Source organism: Micromonospora sp. NPDC048999 (assembly GCF_040649295.1).
GTDB lineage: Bacteria > Actinomycetota > Actinomycetes > Mycobacteriales > Micromonosporaceae > Micromonospora.
On record NZ_JBEZFI010000003.1, the window covers coordinates 130,672 to 147,797 of the forward strand.

16 protein-coding genes are annotated in these 17,126 nt (G+C 72.0%); 8 read left to right on the top strand and 8 right to left on the bottom strand.

Annotated features, from left to right (window positions below):
• Nucleotides 1-38: 38 nt before the first annotated feature.
• The 5 genes from AB0C02_RS07105 to AB0C02_RS07125 all read left to right on the top strand — a co-directional run bounded on the left by AB0C02_RS07105 (nucleotide 39) and on the right by AB0C02_RS07125 (nucleotide 5,259).
• Nucleotides 39-1,442 (top strand): FAD-binding oxidoreductase, encoded by a 1,404-nt coding sequence (locus tag AB0C02_RS07105; RefSeq protein WP_357542065.1) that lies wholly within the window; start codon nucleotides 39-41, stop codon nucleotides 1,440-1,442.
• On the top strand, nucleotides 1,439-2,782 hold the full coding sequence (locus AB0C02_RS07110) for a class I SAM-dependent methyltransferase (protein ID WP_357542067.1): 1,344 nt from the start codon (nucleotides 1,439-1,441) through the stop codon (nucleotides 2,780-2,782). The genes AB0C02_RS07105 and AB0C02_RS07110 overlap by 4 nt, the downstream gene beginning before the upstream one ends.
• A gap of 138 nt (nucleotides 2,783-2,920) precedes the next feature.
• Nucleotides 2,921-3,772, top strand: a complete 852-nt coding sequence (locus AB0C02_RS07115; protein ID WP_357542069.1) for a hypothetical protein — start codon at nucleotides 2,921-2,923, stop codon at nucleotides 3,770-3,772.
• A gap of 82 nt (nucleotides 3,773-3,854) precedes the next feature.
• A complete protein-coding gene (locus AB0C02_RS07120) occupies nucleotides 3,855-4,415 on the top strand; it encodes a helix-turn-helix domain-containing protein (protein WP_357542071.1) in 561 nt (186 codons plus the stop codon).
• A complete protein-coding gene (locus AB0C02_RS07125) occupies nucleotides 4,408-5,259 on the top strand; it encodes an SRPBCC family protein (RefSeq protein WP_357542073.1) in 852 nt (283 codons plus the stop codon). The genes AB0C02_RS07120 and AB0C02_RS07125 overlap by 8 nt, the downstream gene beginning before the upstream one ends.
• 33 nt (nucleotides 5,260-5,292) lie before the next feature.
• On the opposite strand, the gene AB0C02_RS07130 is transcribed toward AB0C02_RS07125, so the two are convergent.
• The 5 genes from AB0C02_RS07130 to AB0C02_RS07150 form a co-directional block, all read right to left on the bottom strand.
• Nucleotides 5,293-5,811, bottom strand: coding sequence for a hypothetical protein (locus AB0C02_RS07130; RefSeq protein ID WP_357542075.1), 519 nt, complete (start codon nucleotides 5,809-5,811; stop codon nucleotides 5,293-5,295).
• Between the two features lie 70 nt (nucleotides 5,812-5,881).
• Nucleotides 5,882-7,381 (bottom strand): alkaline phosphatase, encoded by a 1,500-nt coding sequence (locus AB0C02_RS07135; RefSeq protein ID WP_357542077.1) that lies wholly within the window; start codon nucleotides 7,379-7,381, stop codon nucleotides 5,882-5,884.
• Nucleotides 7,382-7,565: 184 nt separating this feature from the next.
• Nucleotides 7,566-8,768 carry a sigma-70 family RNA polymerase sigma factor gene (locus tag AB0C02_RS07140; RefSeq protein WP_357542079.1) on the bottom strand — a complete coding sequence of 401 codons (1,203 nt, stop codon included), beginning with the start codon at nucleotides 8,766-8,768 and terminating at the stop codon, nucleotides 7,566-7,568.
• A 4-nt stretch (nucleotides 8,769-8,772) separates the two neighbouring features.
• Complete coding sequence (locus AB0C02_RS07145) at nucleotides 8,773-9,102, bottom strand: YciI family protein (protein ID WP_357542081.1); 330 nt, start codon at nucleotides 9,100-9,102, stop codon at nucleotides 8,773-8,775.
• Nucleotides 9,103-9,218: 116 nt separating this feature from the next.
• Entirely contained in the window at nucleotides 9,219-12,224 is a 3,006-nt protein-coding gene (locus tag AB0C02_RS07150; RefSeq protein ID WP_357542083.1) for a BTAD domain-containing putative transcriptional regulator, read from the bottom strand.
• A gap of 479 nt (nucleotides 12,225-12,703) precedes the next feature.
• On the opposite strand from AB0C02_RS07150, the gene AB0C02_RS07155 reads away from it, so the two are divergent.
• The 3 genes from AB0C02_RS07155 to AB0C02_RS07165 all read left to right on the top strand — a co-directional run bounded on the left by AB0C02_RS07155 (nucleotide 12,704) and on the right by AB0C02_RS07165 (nucleotide 15,909).
• Complete coding sequence (locus tag AB0C02_RS07155) at nucleotides 12,704-13,177, top strand: hypothetical protein (protein WP_357542085.1); 474 nt, start codon at nucleotides 12,704-12,706, stop codon at nucleotides 13,175-13,177.
• A gap of 91 nt (nucleotides 13,178-13,268) precedes the next feature.
• Nucleotides 13,269-14,348 carry a hypothetical protein gene (locus AB0C02_RS07160; protein WP_357542087.1) on the top strand — a complete coding sequence of 360 codons (1,080 nt, stop codon included), beginning with the start codon at nucleotides 13,269-13,271 and terminating at the stop codon, nucleotides 14,346-14,348.
• Nucleotides 14,349-14,394: 46 nt separating this feature from the next.
• Nucleotides 14,395-15,909, top strand: a complete 1,515-nt coding sequence (locus AB0C02_RS07165) for a hypothetical protein (RefSeq protein ID WP_357542089.1) — start codon at nucleotides 14,395-14,397, stop codon at nucleotides 15,907-15,909.
• 1 nt (nucleotide 15,910) lies between these two features.
• Here AB0C02_RS07165 and AB0C02_RS07170 read toward each other — a convergent pair whose 3' ends face one another.
• The 3 genes from AB0C02_RS07170 to AB0C02_RS07180 are packed head-to-tail and all read right to left on the bottom strand — an operon-like array spanning nucleotide 15,911 to nucleotide 17,002.
• Entirely contained in the window at nucleotides 15,911-16,345 is a 435-nt protein-coding gene (locus AB0C02_RS07170; RefSeq protein ID WP_357542091.1) for a hypothetical protein, read from the bottom strand.
• Nucleotides 16,346-16,358: 13 nt separating this feature from the next.
• Entirely contained in the window at nucleotides 16,359-16,568 is a 210-nt protein-coding gene (locus AB0C02_RS07175; protein ID WP_357542093.1) for a hypothetical protein, read from the bottom strand.
• Nucleotides 16,569-16,615: 47 nt separating this feature from the next.
• A complete protein-coding gene (locus AB0C02_RS07180; RefSeq protein WP_357542095.1) occupies nucleotides 16,616-17,002 on the bottom strand; it encodes a DUF2089 domain-containing protein in 387 nt (128 codons plus the stop codon).
• Nucleotides 17,003-17,126: the final 124 nt, after the last annotated feature.

Sequence of the window (17,126 nt, forward strand, 5' to 3'; positions counted from 1 at the left end):
ACCCCGCCAACCTGGCGGAGCAGGCGTAATGTGATCTCATGCGTGCGCAGCGTGTGGATCATCCGGTTGACCATGATCAGGCGGTGGACACGCTGCGGCGGTCGTACGCCGCGGTGCCCGCCGGCGAGCCCGTGCGGCTGGCCAAACGCACCTCGAACCTGTTCCGGCCGAGATCGGCGCCCCGGGTGCCGGGGCTGGACGTCAGCGGCCTGACCGGGGTGCTCTCGGTCGACCCGGCCGCCCGCACCGCCGACGTGCAGGGCATGTGCACCTACGAGGATCTGGTCGACGCGACCCTGCCCCACGGGTTGATGCCGCTGGTCGTGCCGCAGTTGCGCACGATCACCCTGGGCGGCGCGGTGACCGGGCTGGGCATCGAGTCCACCTCGTTCCGCAACGGGCTGCCCCACGAGTCGGTGCGCGAGATGGACATCCTCACCGGGGCCGGTGAGATCGTCACCGCCCGGCCCGAGGGCGAGCACGCGGAACTGTTCCGGGCCTTCCCCAACTCGCTGGGCAGCCTCGGCTACGCCACCCGGCTGCGGATCGAGCTTCAGCCGGTCCGCCGGTACGTGACCCTGCGCAACATCCGGTTCACCCGGCTCGAGGAGTTGACCGACGCGATCGGCGAGGTGGTCGCCAAGGGCACCTGGGACGGCGACCCGATCGACGCGATGGACGGGGTGGTGTTCAGCCCCGGCGAGGCGTACCTGGTGCTGGGGACCTTCACCGACGAGGCCGCCACCGCACGCCCGAGCGACTACACCGGCCAGGACATCTACTACCGCTCGGTGCGGCGGCTCACCCGGGACGTGCTCACCACGTACGACTATCTGTGGCGATGGGACACCGACTGGTTCTGGTGCTCGGCGGCGTTCGGGGTGCAGCATCCGGCGGTCCGTCGACTGTGGCCGCAGCGGTACCGCCGCAGCGACTTCTATCACCGGATCGTCCGATTCGAGAATCGCTACCAGGTGGCCGCCCGGGTCGACCGCTGGCGGGGGCTCCCGGCCCGGGAGCGGGTGGTGCAGGATGTCGAGATTCCGCTCGACCGCACCGCCGACTTCCTGCGCTGGTTCGCGCAGGCGGTCAGGATGAGCCCGGTCTGGCTCTGCCCGCTGCGGCTGCGCGAGCCGGCCGGCCCCGGTGCCGCCCGTTCCTGGCCGCTCTATCCGCTCCGACCGGGCGCGACCTACGTGAACGTCGGCTTCTGGGGGAGCGTGCCGATCGCCGAGGGCGCGGCGGACGGCGACGTCAACCGCGAGATCGAGCGCAAGGTGTCGGAGGTGGGCGGGCACAAGTCGCTCTACTCCGACGCGTACTACGACCGGGCGGCGTTCGACCGGCTCTACGGCGGGGAGACCTGGCGTGCCGTGAAGGACCGCTACGACCCGGACCACCGGCTCACCGGACTGTATGAGAAGGCGGTAGCGCGAGCATGAGTCTGATCGACCGTGAACAGGGGGCGGCGAGCGCCCCGGCCGACCCGCCGGCGGGCGGCCGACGCACCGGACCGACCGTGGCGGATGTGATCCGCGCGGTCACCACCGGTGATCTGCCCATCCGCATCACCGGGTACGACGACAGCGCCGTCGGCCCGGCCGACGCCGGCATAACCCTGGCCATCCATTCCGAGCGGGGGCTGTCCTACCTGCTGACCGCGCCCGGCGACCTGGGCATGGCCCGGGCCTACGTCAACGGCGACCTGGGGCTGGAGGGGGTGCACCCGGGCGACCCGTACGAGGCGTTGAAGGTGGTCAAGGACGAGTTGCGCCTGCGGCTGCCGTCCATGGGTGAGGCGGTGGCGCTGGTGAAGGGGCTCGGTTGGGAGCGGCTGATGCCGCCACCGCCCCCGCCGCAGGAGGCCGCGCCGCGCTGGAAGCGGCTGATGGACGGGCTGCGGCACTCCCGGTCGCGGGACAGCAGCGCGATCTCCCACCACTACGACGTCTCGAACGCCTTCTACGAGAAGGTGCTCGGCCCGTCGATGACGTACACCTGCGCGGTGTTCCGCAGCCCGGACGACACCCTGGAGCAGGCGCAGCGGGCCAAGTACGACCTGGTCGCCGGGAAGCTGGCGCTCAAGCCGGGGATGCGGCTGCTCGACGTGGGCTGCGGCTGGGGCGGCATGGTCCGGCACGCGGCCCGGGAGTACGGCGTCAAGGCGCTCGGGGTGACCCTGTCCCGGGCGCAGGCCGAGTGGGCGCAGGCGGCCATCGAGCGGGAAGGGCTGGGCGACCTGGCCGAGGTGCGCCACCTGGACTACCGGGACGCGCCGCGCGAGCAGTTCGACGTGATCTCGTCGATCGGGCTGACCGAGCACATTGGGGTGCGCAACTATCCCGCATACTTCGGCGTGCTGCGGGGCCGGCTCAAGCCGGGCGGTCGGCTGCTCAACCACTGCATCACCCGGGCGGACAACCGGGCGCCGCACCGCTCCGGCGCGTTCATCGACCGGTACGTCTTCCCTGACGGGGAGCTGGCCGGGCCGGGCCGGCTGATCAGCGAGATCCACGACGCCGGGCTGGAGGTGCACCACGAGGAGAACCTGCGGCAGCACTACGCGCTGACGCTGGCCGGCTGGTGCCGCAACCTGGTCGAGCACTGGGACTTCTGCGTCGGCGAGGTGGGCCCGGGCACGGCCCGGGTGTGGGGGCTCTACATGGCTGGCTCCCGGCTGGCGTTCGAGCGCAACGAGATCCAGCTGCACCAGGTGCTCGCCACCCAGAACGGCCCGCAGGGCGTGAACGGCTACCCGTTGCGCCCCGACTGGACGCCCTGACCTCCCGTACCGCCACGAAAGGCCGCGCGATCCGCGCGGCCTTTCGTCGTCGTCGGTCCGTTTTCTGACATTTTTTCGGGTCGTGCAACCAAACGTCGGTCCCCGTTCGTGGTCCTTGTGGCGACGAAAGGAGAGCCGATGCGGCGAAAGAACCGCATGGTGGGGCGGCGCACCGCGTTGCACCGCACGGCGTACGCGGCCGGCGTGGTCGGGGTGGCCGGGGCGCTGGCTGCGGCTCTGACCGTCGGCCCGGGCGGCCCCGGCCCGTCCGGGTCGGTCGCCGAGCGGCCCGCGGCCGCGACGAATCCGGAGTCCCCGCAGCTGCGGCTGGCCGCGGCCACGGCGGCCAGCGAGAACATCAGTTACCGGGTGGAGGTCACCACAGACAACAAGGACAAGGTCCCGCCGAGGGGCGAGCTGCCCGAGCCGCCGGCCTGGAGTTGGGTGACGAAGGGTGCGTTTGATCCGGCGACGGCCACGGGTTACCTGGACTTGTTGTCCCCCGGGGTGGTTCCGCCCGGTTCGATCGGCTGGGAGCACGAGCGCCTGGTCAATGGCGTCCGGTACGTCGGCGGCACCGCCCGCGACGGCGGAAAGATCGTGTGGGTCCAGTATCAGGAGGGCAGGCAGACGAGCTTGAACTTCGACGTCGCGCTGGGCGGCAGGCTGGGCGCCTCGACGGATCCGCAGCGGCTGTTCGGGATGCTGCGGCAGGCCGCGGCGAAGGTGACCCAGAACCCCGGGGGCGGCTACCACTTCGAGGTCACGGTGCAGGACCTGACTGAGGGAGTCACCGCCGACAGGCTGGTCGGCGACGTGACGATCGGCGCGGACAAGCGGATCAGGACGGTGGCCTACGACCGTACGACGCGGGGGAACGGCCCGGGCGGGGACTTTGCCTACGACCTGCACGTGCTGGTGGAGCTCTCCGACTACGGCCTGCCGGTGAAGGTCGAGGCGCCGGCCGACGACTTCGCTGTCGGCACCTAGGCGCGAAAGGCCGCGCGATCTGCGCGGCCTTTCGCCGAACCCATTGACAAACAAATTTTGTACGTACAAACTGATTTTTGCCATGAGAGACGTCCTGTACCTGGAAGAGCGCGAGCAGGCCGAGGCCCTGCTCAAGCCGCAGCGCATCGAGGTGCTGCGGCAGCTCGCCGAGCCCCGCACCTGCACCGAGGTCGCCGCCCGGCTGGAGCAGACGCCGCAGCGCGTCTACTACCACGTCAAGCAGTTGGTCGCGGCCGGGCTGGCCGAGCAGGTGTCCGAGCGGCGGGTGCGCGGCATCACCGAGGGCATCTACCAGGCCGTCGCCCGCTCGTACTGGCTCTCGCCCCGCCTCGTTGGGCGAATCGGCGGGGCACGCCGGGCGCAGGACGAGCTGAGCCTGGGCTACCTGCTCGACCTGATGGAGGAGGTCCAGGCCGACATCGCCGCGCTCGACCGGACCGCGCCGGAACTGCCCTCGATCGGGGTGTCCGGCGAGATCCGGGTGCCGGCAGAACGCCGGCAGGAATTCCTGCACGACCTGCAGTCGACGCTGCAGGACCTGTTCACGCGCTACGGGGGCGCCGATGGAGACGCCTTCAAACTCGCCGTGGCGTGCTACCCGAAAGGTGACGACCATGAGTGAACCGCTGACCGTCAACGTCCGCCTCGCGGCCCCGGTGGACGCCGTGCGCCACGCCCTGACCGACCCCGCCGAGCTGCGGATCTGGCTCGCCGAGCACGCCGAGGTCGAGCTGCCGCACCGGTACGAGTTCTGGGGCCGCTTCACCCCCGAGGGCGACGCGCCGCACCAGCGGCTGCTCCAGGCCGACGAGCACGTGCTGCGCTTCGCCTGGCTGCTCGACGGCGTGGAGACGACCACCGAGTTCACCCTCACGCCCGAGGGGGAGAACACCGTGCTGACCCTGCGGCAGAGTCACTTCGACTTCGCCGAGGCGATGAGCGGCAGCAGCATCCGCGGGGTGCTGCAGACCTTCTGGGCGCTGTCGATCGCCAACCTCGCCGCCCGGCTGGAGGGCGCGCCGCTGCTGCCCCGCACCGACTTCACCGCCGCCGAGCTGCGCGCCGAGGTGATCATCGACGCCACGACCGAGCGGGTGTGGACGTCGCTGACGGATTCCGAGCAGGCCAGCGCCTGGTTCGGCTACCCGATCGGCATCGAGCCCTGGGTAGGCGGCCGGTACGCGATGGGTGGCTTCGAAGCCGGGTACGCCGCCAAGGTGGTCGACCTGGAGCCCGGCCGGAAGCTCTCCGTCGACTGGGGACCCACCGGCGTCGGCACCTGGGAGCTGGCCGACTCCGACGGCAAGACGAGGCTGACGCTCGTGCAGAGCGGCTTCGACGAGGGCAACCCGCCGTACGGGGCGTGGACCGGCGTGGTGTCCAGCCTCTTCGAGCTGCGCCGCTTCCACGAGATGGCCGACTGGCAGCCGATCTGGCTCTCCGTCGAGATGCCGGCGAGCGCCTGACCCTGCCGGTCACGCATCCCGGGGATGGTCGGGCTATTCGTTTACCAGGACGGGAACTCCCACCGCTGCGGATACCACCCGGTCGCGGAGCTGGCTGGGGATGGCGATGCTGAACGACTCCCGTTCCTCCGGTGCCCCGTGGTCGTGCCCGTCCTCGCCGCGGTGGTGGACGAACCGGCCGGTGTGCAGCAGTTGCCCGCTGCTGTCGTAGAGGCCGGCAACGACCTGCAACTCCAGGATTTCACTGACATCGCTGGTGACCACGACCCCTCCGCTGACCGCATCACGGTTGAGGGTCAGGCCGGTGAAGTCGAAGCGGTCGTCGAAGGGGCCGGGCACCGTCACGACGGTACCGGGGGCAGGATGCCGTTGACTCAGCCCGTCCAGGGTCGGCTCGCCGGAGGCAGGCGTCAGCCCGGGAAACGCGGTCTTCACCGCCGCGGCAGGGGCCGGAGGCTGCTCGGCACCGCGCTCGTCGGAGCAGGCGGCGGTGGTGACAAGCGCTGCGGCGACCAGAAAACCGGCCAGGGCGTGAGCGTGTCGGTTTTGCACGGGGTTCTCCTCAGCGGAACGGGTGGGTCGGAAGCTTGTGTAGCTTCCGACCCACCCGCGGTAGGGATTCTCAGCCAGCCAGGCCGAGGGCCCGGCCGACGATGTTGAACAGGTCGGTGTTGTCGATGCTGCCCGCCATGGCCTCGGCGCCCGAGCCGTAGGCGAACACCGGCACGTCGGCGCCGGTGTGGTTACCGGACAGGTAGGTCAGCCACAGGCTGGCCTCCGGCGACCCGTCGCGCACCGTGGCGGGGTCATCCGGGGTGCGGAACGTGGCCGGGGCGAAGTTCCGCGAGTCCGAGGCACCGGCGCCGTTGACGATGCCGGTCGACCGGCTCGGGTCCTTGACGTTCCCACCCGGCCGGGTGGGGGTGGAGTTGTTGGCCGTGTTGCCGCCATCAGTGTTCACCGGCGGGGCGGCGGCCTCAGCGTTGGTGAAGGTGCCCTTCTCGATGATGTTGAAGCCGGCGCACTCGTGGTCGGCCGTGACGATGACCAGGGTGTGCCCGTCACGCTTGGCGAAGTCCAACGCCACCTTCACCGCGTCGTCGAACGCCTTCATCTCCTCCAGCGTCTGGGCGGCGTCGTTGGCGTGCGACCGCTTGTCGATCAACGCGCCCTCGACCTGCAGGTAGAAGCCCTTGCCGCCGCCGTTGTTCCCGGCGAGCAGGTCGATGGCCCGGCTGGTCATCTCCGGCAGCGACGGCTCCGCGGCCTGCGGCGACTCCGGGTGCTCCCGCTTGTACTTCTCGATGGTCAGGTTGCCCGTGTTGAACAACCCGAACACCTTGCTGCCCCGCGTAGCGGCCAGATCCCCGCGGGTGGCCACCTTCTGGCTGGCCGGCGAACCCAGCACGGTGTAGCCCTGCTGCTGCAGGGCCTTCTCGTCCGCGGCGTCGAACCGGGCCAGGCCGCCACCGAGAATGACATCAGCGGTGCCGTTACGGGCGATCTGGTCCGCGATCGGGGTGACCCGAATATCGGACGTGGGCAGCAGGGCGCCGGTGACGGTGGTGTCCTGGCAGGCCGCCTCGGAGTAGCTGGGGCCCTGGCAGCCGCGGGCCAGGGCGTGGCTCATCTGACCGGCCGGGGTCGCGTCGGTGATCTCAGCGGTGGACACGTTCCCGGTGCGGTAGCCGGCCTGCTTGGCAAGCTCCATCACCGTCGGAACGACCTTCCCCTTGGCGTCGATGCCGAGGGCGGCGTTGTACGTCTTGACCCCCGACGCCCACGCCGTCGCCGCCGACGCGGAGTCGGTGACATAGTTCGGGACAAAGTCAGCGGCACCCGGCTGGCCGGACTTCTTCTCCACCGCGTACGTGCTGACCTGCCCCACGACCGGCATGGTTTCCATCGCCAGGTGCCCGGCGGCGCCGTAGAAGCGCTCCCGGGCGGCGGTGACGTGGGTGCGGCCCATACCGTCGCCGAGCAGGTAGATGACGTTCTTGATCCGACCGTTGTTGCCGGCCGCGGCGGTCGCGGACGTGCTGCTGACCACGCCGGCGCCGACAGCACCAGCCAACAACACGACCGCCGCCGCAGCCGAACGCGTGCGGATTCGAGTGGACATGAACTTCCCCTCAGAGCAGGACCAGCGCCACTCGGCGCCGAATCCGGAAACTAGGCCGGGTCAACAAACACCCGCGGGTTCTCGAATGACCGGAACCCGAGCGCACGATGAACTCGCAGTTGCCGAACGACCCGCACCGCTGCCTGGCATCCACCGGCCCCGTGAACCGGTGGATGCCGGCGGCTTATCCGGCCAGTGCGGCGGCCCGGCGCATCAGCGCCCGCCGCTCGGGTTCCGAGCCCACCGCTTCAGCTGCGGCCCGGAACAGGGCGGCGGCGCGGTCGAGGTCGCCGTGCCGGGCGGTCAGCTCGGCCTCGGCCGCCAGCGCCGGCGGGTGGCCGTCCAGCGCGCCGCCGGAGCGGGCCTCGGCGAGCAGTGTGAGCCCGGCCGCTGGACCGTGCGCGTAGCCGTGGGCGACCGCCCGGTTCAGCCGTACCACCGGGGTGGGATGGAGCCCGACCAGGCGGTCGTACCAGCCGGCGATGGCGGGCCAATCGGTGTCGGCGGCGGTGGGGGCGGTGGCGTGGCAGGCGGCGATGCGGGCCTGGAGGGCGTACGGGCCGTCGCCGGCGCGAGCCAGCAGCGCCACACCGTCGGCGATCTGCACCCGGTCCCACCGGGAGCGGTCCTGCTCGTCGAGGGTGAGCAGGTTGCCGGCCGGGTCGCGGCGGGCGGCGCGGCGGGAGTGGTGCAGCAGGAACAGGGCGAGCAGTCCGGCCGCCTCCGGCTGGTCCGGCATCAACTGATGCAGCAGTCGGGCCAGCCGGATCGCCTCGTCGGCGAAGGCCGGCTCGCCGTCCGCGTCGTACCCCCGGGTGAAGAGCAGGTAGAGCACGGCTAGGACGCCTGGCAGCCGCTCGACCAGCGCGGGCCCGGCCGGCACCCGGTAGGGGACGCCGGCGGTGGCGATCCGGGTCTTCGCCCGGGTGAGCCGGCGGGTCATGGCCGATTCGCTGACCAGGAAGGCACGGGCGATGTCGGCGGTGGGCACCCCGGCGATGGTGCGCAGGGTCAGCGCGACCCGGTCCGGTAGCGCCAGCGCCGGGTGGCAGCAGGTGAAGATGAGCCGTAGCCGGTCGTCCACCACGTCTCCCTCCGGTGGCGCCGGCTCGGGGTCGGTGAGCAGCGCCAGGTCGCGCAGCTTGCGGCGTTCCACGGTGGCCCGGCGCAGGGTGTCCAGCGCCCGGTTCCGGGCGGCGGTCATCAGCCAGCCGCCTGGATTACCCGGTACGCCGTCCCGAGGCCACCGCTCCAGCGCCGAGGCCAGGGCCTCCTGGGCGCAGTCCTCGGCGAGGGTCCAGTCGCCGGTGATGCGGATCAGGGCGGCCACGATCCGCGGGTACGCCTCGGCACCCGCTCCGGCGACCGCCCCGGCCGCAACGCTCATCTGGTCAGTCGTCCATGAGGGGACGCAGTTCGATCCGCCCGGCGTGGGCCATCGGATGGGCGCGGGCCACCTCGACCGCCTCGTCCAGGTCGGCGCATTCGAGCAGGTCGAAGCCCACGATCACCTCCTTGGTCTCGGCGAACGGGCCGTCGGACAGCAGCAGTTCCCCGTCGCGTACCCGGACGGTGGTGGCCGCCGACGGGGGCGCGAAGCGGCTGCCCGTCACGCGCTGGCCGTTGGCGTCCCGCTCGGCCACCCACTTCTCGATGTCGGGGGCGGCACTCGGGTCCTTGTCCGGCTCGGTGTCGGTGCAGACCAGCATCATGTACTTCATCGGGCGCTCCTCAGTGTCGCGATCTCACCCACATGACGAACGGGTCGCGTCGTTCCGGACACCCGCCTGCGAAGAATTCTGAACGTGCCCGGCTCGCTTCGCCACGGCGGTCAAGGTCAGGCGGCGTCGGTGTGGGCGATCCCGGCGAGTTCGGCCCGCACCCGGGCCGCGTCGGGCAGTCCGAGCTCGTCGAGGAGCGGCAGGGCCGCACGCCACGCCTGCTCGGCGCGTTCGTCGTCGCCGACGGCGTGGTACGCGTCGCCGAGGCGGGCGCCCGTGCCGGCCTCGCCGTACCGGTCACCGTCGAGGCGGAACAGCTCCAGGGCCTGCTCGTGGTACGCGACTGCGCGCCGCTGATCGCCGAGCCGGTGGTGTGCCAGGCCGAGCGTGTCCAGCGCCGAGGCCTGGCCGTGCGCGTTGTCGAGCTCCTGGTGCAGGCGCAGTGCCATGCCGCAGTGCACGATGGCCCTCCGGTGGTTGCCGAGCTGCTCGTGGACCCAGCCGAGGTTGTTGATCGCCCGCGCCTGACCGTCGCGGCGGTGCGCCGCCCGGTACAGCTCGAAGGCCCGGTCCAGCTCCAGCACCGCCTGGCCAGGGACGCCGATCCGATACAGCACCCAGGCGAGATCGATGCGTACCCGTGCCTCGCCGGCGCGGTCGGCCATCGACTCGAAGAACGCCAGCGCCGCGCGGTAGCGCCATTCGGCGTCGTCGTGGCGGCCCAGTTGCACCGCGGCGCGCGCCGCGCCGTAGTGAGCGTGCGCCTGGCCCAGGGTGTCGCCCACTCGTCGCGCGGACCGCAGGCCGATCGTCTGCACCTCGGTCAGTTCCGCCCACAGGCCGTGCCGGTCGAGGTTGTCGATCAGCGTCCAGGCCAGCTGCCACGCGTGCTGGTGAAACCCGCTGTCGGCGGCGTGCCGCACCAGCGCCAGCAGGTTGGCCCGTTCCGTGCCGAACCAGGACAGCGCCGTGTCGTGGTCGGTCAACCGCTGCACCGTCACGCCGTCCCGCACCGGCGTCAACTCGATAGGGTCGCGGTGCGGGTTGATGATCCGGGCTGCCGCCCAGGCGGTGTGCAGGGCGTGGTCCAGCAGCCGAGGCAGAGGTCCGGCCGGTTCGTCGCTCGGATCGGTGTCGGCGGCGCATTCCTCGCTGTAGGCGCGCAGCAGGTCGTGCATCCGGTACCGGCCCGGGGCCGTTTCGGTGATGAGGTGGGCCCGGGCCAGTTCGACCAGCCACGGACGTACCCGGTCGACCGTGGCCCCGAGGATGCTCGCCGCCATCGGCACCGTCAGGTCGGGGCCGCGATGCAGGCTGAAGAGCCGGAACATCCGCGCGGCCGGCGGGCGCAGCGAGTCGTAGGACCAGGAGAAGATCGTCCGGATACCGATTCCTGTCTCGCCCGTGTCGAACGGGTCGAGGCCGCGCTGCCGGCTCAGCTCCTCGGCGAGCGCGGCGAGGGGGAACCGGGCGTACGAGGCGGCCCGGGCGGTCACGATCGCCAGCGCCAGCGGTAGCCCCGCGCAGCTGTCGATGATGTCGGTCACGGCGGTGGGCTCGGCGGCGGTGCGGGCGGGGCCGAGGCGCTGGTCGAGCAGCTGTCGGGCGTCGGCGGACGGCAGCGAGTCCAGCGTCACCGGGCAGGCGCCGTCCGCCACCAGGCCGGGTAGCTGGCTTCGGCTGGTGACCACCACGGCGTTGCCGGGGCCCCCGGGTAGCAACGGCCGTACCTGGTCGGCGTCGCGCGCGTTGTCCAGCACGATGAGCATTCGCCGGTCGGCCAACAGGCTGCGGTACAGGCCGATCTTGCCGTTGGCCGAGGTGGGCATCCGTCGCCCGGGCACGTCCAGTGCCTCAAGGAACTGCCGCAGGACCTCCGTGGGCAGCAGCGGGTCTCGCCCGGGGCCGAAGCCTTGCAGGTCGACGAAGAGTTGACCGTCGGGAAACCGGTCCCGTACCCGGTGCGCCCAGTGCGCGGCGAGGGCGCTCTTGCCCACGCCCGGCGGGCCGGACACGACGCAGGCGGGTGGCGCCTGCTCGTTGGACAGCATCCGGTCCAGGCGGGCGAGGTCGGCGCGTCGTCCGGCGAACCCCGCGACCGCGCGGGGCAGTTGGGCCGGGCGTACCGGCAACGCGGGCACGTCCGGCGTCACCTGTTGCCGCAGGACTTTGAGGTTCGCCGACGTCAGCTCCGGGCCGGGGTCGACCCCCAGCTCGTCGCGCAGTCGCGCGCAGAGTTGGGCGTAACGGTCGAGCGCCGTGGCCTGCTGGCCCGCCCCGGCCAGGGCCAGCAGCAGCCGCGCGTGCAGTGACTCGTGCAGCGGCTCCTCGTATGTCAAGGGGTGCAGCATCGTGACGACGTCGTGGTGGTGGCCCAGCGCCAGGGCCGCGTCGGCGTACCGGAGCGCCGCGGTGAGCCTGCGCTGACCGGCGGCCACCGCAGCCGGATGCGCCCGGAGCCGGGGTTCCGCGTCGGCGAGCACGGGACCCCGCCAGCGGCCCAACGCCGCGGCCAGCAACGCCGCCTCCCCCGACGGGTCCCCGGCGTCGCGGTCGGCGTCCGCCAGCGCGGCGTCGAAGTCGTCGAGGTCGATGGCGCCGGTGGGCACGTCGAGCAGGTAGCCGCCCGTGGCGGCGAGGATCGTCGCCGCCGGGGCGTGCGGTGCGCGGCCGGGCTCCAGCAGCAGGCGCAGCCGGCCGACGTACCCGTGCACCAGGTTCAGGCAGCTTCGCGGCGGGTTCGCTCCCCAGAGCAGGTCGACGATCTCCTCCCGCAGCACCGGCTGCCGGGCCCGCAGGGCGAGCAGGCCGAGGAGGGTACGCGGCAGCCGCGCCGGAACGTCGACGGCCGCTCCGTCCTGCCGTACCCGCAGTGGGCCCAGCAGTTCGATGCGCAGCCCGCCGCGGCCGGGTTGCAGGGCGGGTTCGCGCAGGCCCAGCGCGGTGGCCAACCGGTCGACGGTGGTGGCGTGCAGGCGTCCCGCCGCACCGCGTTCGATGGCGCGGATGGTTCGGATGCTCACCTGGGCGCGCTCGGCGAGCTGCTGTTGAGTCCAGCCGGCCTGCCGGCGCAGCGCCGGCAGCGAAGCAGCCAGGGCGGCGGCGATCTCGTCCCTCCCCACCGGCCAGATTTTGCCGGGCCGGATCCAGCGGGGAGCGGGCGGGCCCACCGTGTCCGCAGGGCACCGGGTTCGGCGGGGCGCGATGGTGGGCGGCAATTGCGCTCACGTCTCGCTCACGTCGGGCACCACCTGGGGTGAATAGCGTGATCAGCGGTCGTTTGGACCGAAGGTAGGGGGAGAGTTGCGGAAGCTTGCTCAACGGACGCTGGTGACGGCCGTGGCATCGGCGGCGGCGGTGACCATCACCGCGGGGACGCCGGCGCGCGGACGCTCATCGCCGCAGGCCCGCCGGTCCAGGATGGAGCCACCCCGTGGCAGTTGGGCGAATTCCGGTGCGGTGCCGCGCGGGCGTACGCGCGCCCACTGACGTGCCCCTACGCCCGCCGGACACGGGGGCCGGTGGGTAGGGGAATTATTCTCGGACGTCGATGATCGGCGACGAGAGCACCCGTTCCATCTCTACGAATTGTGGGAGCAACATGGGCAAGAACCTGCGGAACTGGTTCGGGCGGCTGGGCGCGGTCGGCGCTGCGGCGGTGCTGCTGGCGACGGTTGTCGGCGCGCCGGCGCAGGCAGCGACCAACCCGTACACGGGCGCGTCGGCGTGCAGCAACGATTTCGGCGGCAGTTGGAGCTCCACGACCGACGGCCACCGTTCGCTGACGACCCCCGGCGGCGCCAAGTGGGGTGACGTGTACCTGATGTACAACAGCGCCACGGGCTACAACTGCGTCGCGACCATCAAGACCGCCTTCGTGGGCACCGCCACCTACATCAAGGCCTGGCTCCAGGTGGAGGGCGTTCCCGCGAAGATGGACGCCAAGAACTACGCCTACTACGCCGCGGTGCAGCTGCCCGCGCGTGGCAAGTGCGTCGAGTACTGGGGCTGGGTCGGCAACGCGCAGATGGATCTGGCCGGAGGCGGCCGCCTCGAGTGGGGCAACTGCGGCTGACGTCGACGCCACCCCTCGGTCACGCCCGGGCTCGCGTCGGCGGGCACGGTTACCGGGGGGTGGCGGCGGTGCCCGGCTATCGTGGCCTGTCGTGACGGACACCGCGCAGCGCCTGGCCGAGATCCGGGGTGGCGTGCCGCCCCGGCGGCACAACGCCCGCACCATCGCCGCGTTGACCGGCAACCCGGGCTGCACCCGCCGGGCGGTGCTGGACAGCGCCGGGGTGGACAAGCCGAAGCTGGCCGAGCGGATCGACTTTCCGGCCGGCTTCGGCCAGTCCCGCTTCGCGATCAGCCGGGGCAACGCGTTCGAGGCGCAGGTGAAAGCCGACGGCGGGGTAAAGCTGCTGCGGCTGGTCGCGCAGCGGCTGGGCGTACCGGTCCCGGCGGCGGCGACCTGGACGGACCTGGGTGCCGACGAGGACCGGCCGGAGCGGTCCCGCGTCGCGCTCACCGCGTCCGGCGAGGGGCCGGCGCTGTTCGACCATCCGCTGCTCGGGCTGGACGTGGCGGGCCGGCGGGTGCACCTGGAACCGGACCTGGTCGCCGCCCGGCTCGACGGCCGGTTCCACGTGGTGGAGATCAAGTCGTTCCCGGTGATCGACGGCCAGGCCGACCCGGCCAAGGTGTCCGCCGCCGCGATCCAGTCGGCCGTCTACGTGCTGGCGCTGCGCGAGCTGGTGGCCGCCGAGGGCGGCGACCCGGACCTCGTGTCGCACGAGGTGGTGCTGGTCTGCCCACGCGACTTTGCCAACGAGCCGGTGGCCAGCCTGCTCGACGTGCGTAAGCAGTTGCTGGTGCTGCGCCGCCAGCTTGACCGGATGGCCCGGATCGACGATCTGCTCGCCGAGGTGCCGGCCGCCTTCACCGCCGACCTGAGCGCCGACCCGGCGACCCTGTCCGCCGCGCTGGCCACCGTGGCCGCCCGTTACGCCCCGGAGTGCCTGGCCGCGTGCGAGTTGGCGTACTTCTGTCGGCACGAGGCGCGCGACCACAGCACCGCGCTGGGCCGGCCGGTGCGGGAGGCGCTGGGCGGTATCGCGGACATCGGGGAGGTGCTGGCGCTGGCCGACGGCGTCCGCGCCCCTGAACCGGAGCAGGCGGAGGCCGCCGCGCTGCTGCGCTCCGCCGCCCGCCTGCGCGCCGACGCCCTCGCCGGGAACCCCGCGTGAGTACGCCGCGCCGGCCCGACCGACCCGTCCCGTCCCGGAGGTCCCGGTGAGCACACTGCGCGCCCTGGCCAAGGCGCAGGCGGTCGCCGCCGGGGTGGCCCAGCCGGTGGCCACCGTGCGGCACCTGCACCTGTCGGACCGGCCGTTGGTGCTGGTGCCCCTCGCCATGGCCGGCGAGGCCAACGCCCCGCTCGCCGCCATGGTCGGCGCCACGCCCGACGCGGCGCGACTGCTGGTCGTGCCGCAGCCGCGCAACCGCGACCAGCGTTTCGCGTTCGCCGCCGAGCTGGCCGCGATCGTGCTGCCCTACCTGGACTCGTTCCGCGGGGTCAGCGAGGCGGTGCCGGTCGACCGGGGCCGGGACGTGCGACACCGGTACGTCGACGCGCCGCAGCTGCTGGTGCCGAACCTGGCCGGGGTCGGCTTCCTGCGGCTGTTCGGCCGCGCCACCCGGTTCCGCCGCCCGGACGGCGACCATCCGGTGCACCCGTCGGTGCCGCTGCTCGGCCGCTGGCTGACCTTCTTCGCCGAGCGCGCCGAGCATCCCGGCTCGGCGGCCCTGGTCGCGGTGAGCGAGGCGTTGACCCTGCACTGGGCGACCGGGCAGAGCGCGGTGGAGGATCTGCATCTGCCGGCGTTGCTCGGTTGGATCGACCCGCCGCCCGGGTGTACCGGGGCAGCGGCGGCCGCCCGGGCGGAGGACCCGGGGCGCTGCCCACCGTCGGGTCCGGCGACCGACCCGGACTTCGACAACCGTCGGCTGGCCCCGGCGATGGCCGCGTACGCCGAGACCGAGGACGACGCGGAAGCCCGGGCGGGCGCGTACGCGGAGCTGGAGCGGCTGCTGCGCGACCAGCTTGCGCCCACCTGGGAGCTGATGTGGCGCGGCGTGGGGTTGCTGCGCGCGCTGCCGCCCGGCGCGCGGGTGGCCGGGCGGTGGGACGGCGACAAGGACGCCTTCACCGGCCACGCCGAGCACGTCGACGCCGGGGGCAGCCCGCAGCCGCGCCGGGACGGTGCGGTGGCCGCCGCGGTGCGGCTGCACCGGCTGGAGCGGGCCATGGCCTCGTACGCGGTGCAGCGTGCCTACGACGACCCGATCGTGATGGCCGAGCACCGGCTGACCGGGGAGGCGTTCGTCGGCGAGGTGACCCTGGCCGACCCGAAGCGGGTGGACGACTCGGGCAAGCGGCCGGTGCTGCGCCCGCGTGTCCAGGTGGTCACCGCCGAGCCGGTGGCGGTGCCGGTCGGCGCGACGCTGTATTCCCCGGCCCGGCCGAGCCAGAAGGCGAAGGTGGTCTTTCTGACCCCTGGCGCGGACGGCAAGACCGAGGTGGTGCTGGAGCTTTCCGGTGGAATGGGACGCGGGTTGACCGCGCCGCCGGGCACCGTGCCGGAGGTGGGGGAGCGGCTCTGCTTCACCACCCTGTCGGACGCCTTCCTGCCGGCCGGGAACTTCCCTGCCGCCGAGGAGACCCCGTGGACCCACGGTGGTCCGCCGGCGGTCGCGCCCGAAGCGCTCCCGGCGACCGAGAGCGCTTCGGCGGAGGAGTGGTCCTGACTCAGTCGCAGAAGACCTGCACCTTGGCGTCGGGCTGGTCGACGTCGACGGTCATCTCGGTGAGGTGATCGATCAGCTCCTCGATGTGCTCCGGCTTCAGCTGGGTGAGGTCGATCGGCACACCCGACTTGGCCAACTCCGCGTTGGCCTGGCTGAGCGCCTGCGGTGGGATCAGGCTGGCCAGCCGTACCCCGGCCCGCAGCAGCTGCAGCGGGACCCGGACGTTGACCTTGCCGGGTCCGTCGCCGCCGAAGTTCTCCGCCGAGTCCACCACGACCCGGAGGTACTTCGGCCGAGGCTTCTGCCCCGGATCGACGTCGGACGGCGAAGCGCTCGGCTGATCCCGCTCCAGGGCGGCGATCAACCGCTCGGCCTCGTCCGCGGTGATCTTTCCGTCGGCCAGCATCTGCAGGATCTGCCTGCGTTGCTCACTCATGACTACTCCCTTCCTACCTGATGTTGAACATGAAGGCTGCGTGGTTCTGGTCGATTTCGATCCGGGTGCCGCGCAGCGCGCACAGCAGCCGCCAACTGCGGTGCAGCGCTTGGAGCGCGTTGATCCGCCAGACCAGGCAGGCGACGACTGCGACCGCCAGCGCGAGCAGCAGCACCGGCGACAGGATCAGCAGCACCGGGAGGACCGGGATCCACAGGCGCATCCGCCGACCTCGTTCGTTGCGGATTCGTACGCTCACCAGCTGCGGCATCATTTTGGCGCCTCCAGTTCCCGTAGTGCCTCCTGTGCGCTGATCTCGCCGCGCTGCAGTCGGTCGATGACGTCGGCCCGCGATGGAGCCGGATCGGTGTCGACGAAGTCGAGCCCCTGTGCGATCCGGTTGAGCCGGGACTTGATCGTCGGATAGCTCACCCCGAAGATCCGTTCCATCTCCTTGATCGAGCCGTGGCAGCGGACGAACGCGGTGACGAACACCTGGTCCTCGATGCTCAGTTGGGCGAGTTGCGGGGGTTCGAACTCGCCCTCGATGGCGACGCCCCGAGCGGTCAGGCGCACCCGTTCGACCACGAACGGCTGACCGCCCGTGAGGTTGGTCAGCTCCTGCCAGTCCATCCGTTGCTCCGCTCGCTCGTCCACTGTCGATGTTTAATTTGTACCTTGACTTTCTTGAGCTATCAAGCAGTGAAGCTTAATTTTTTTGAGCCGACGCTGGACTGGTCGGGCGAGGGCGGCCAAATTGCCGACACTGCTGCGCTCTGGC

Excerpts from the sequence above, each read along its gene's own strand:
- AB0C02_RS07105 (WP_357542065.1), top strand. The coding sequence starts at position 39 with ATGCGTGCGCAGCGTGTGGATCATCCGGTTGACCATGATCAGGCGGTG.
- AB0C02_RS07110 (WP_357542067.1), top strand. The coding sequence starts at position 1,439 with ATGAGTCTGATCGACCGTGAACAGGGGGCGGCGAGCGCCCCGGCCGAC.
- AB0C02_RS07115 (WP_357542069.1), top strand. The coding sequence starts at position 2,921 with ATGCGGCGAAAGAACCGCATGGTGGGGCGGCGCACCGCGTTGCACCGC.
- AB0C02_RS07120 (WP_357542071.1), top strand. The coding sequence starts at position 3,855 with ATGAGAGACGTCCTGTACCTGGAAGAGCGCGAGCAGGCCGAGGCCCTG.
- AB0C02_RS07125 (WP_357542073.1), top strand. The coding sequence starts at position 4,408 with ATGAGTGAACCGCTGACCGTCAACGTCCGCCTCGCGGCCCCGGTGGAC.
- AB0C02_RS07135 (WP_357542077.1), bottom strand. The coding sequence starts at position 7,381 with ATGTCCACTCGAATCCGCACGCGTTCGGCTGCGGCGGCGGTCGTGTTG.
- AB0C02_RS07140 (WP_357542079.1), bottom strand. The coding sequence starts at position 8,768 with ATGAGCGTTGCGGCCGGGGCGGTCGCCGGAGCGGGTGCCGAGGCGTAC.
- AB0C02_RS07145 (WP_357542081.1), bottom strand. The coding sequence starts at position 9,102 with ATGAAGTACATGATGCTGGTCTGCACCGACACCGAGCCGGACAAGGAC.
- AB0C02_RS07155 (WP_357542085.1), top strand. The coding sequence starts at position 12,704 with ATGGGCAAGAACCTGCGGAACTGGTTCGGGCGGCTGGGCGCGGTCGGC.
- AB0C02_RS07170 (WP_357542091.1), bottom strand. The coding sequence starts at position 16,345 with ATGAGTGAGCAACGCAGGCAGATCCTGCAGATGCTGGCCGACGGAAAG.
- AB0C02_RS07175 (WP_357542093.1), bottom strand. The coding sequence starts at position 16,568 with ATGCGCCTGTGGATCCCGGTCCTCCCGGTGCTGCTGATCCTGTCGCCG.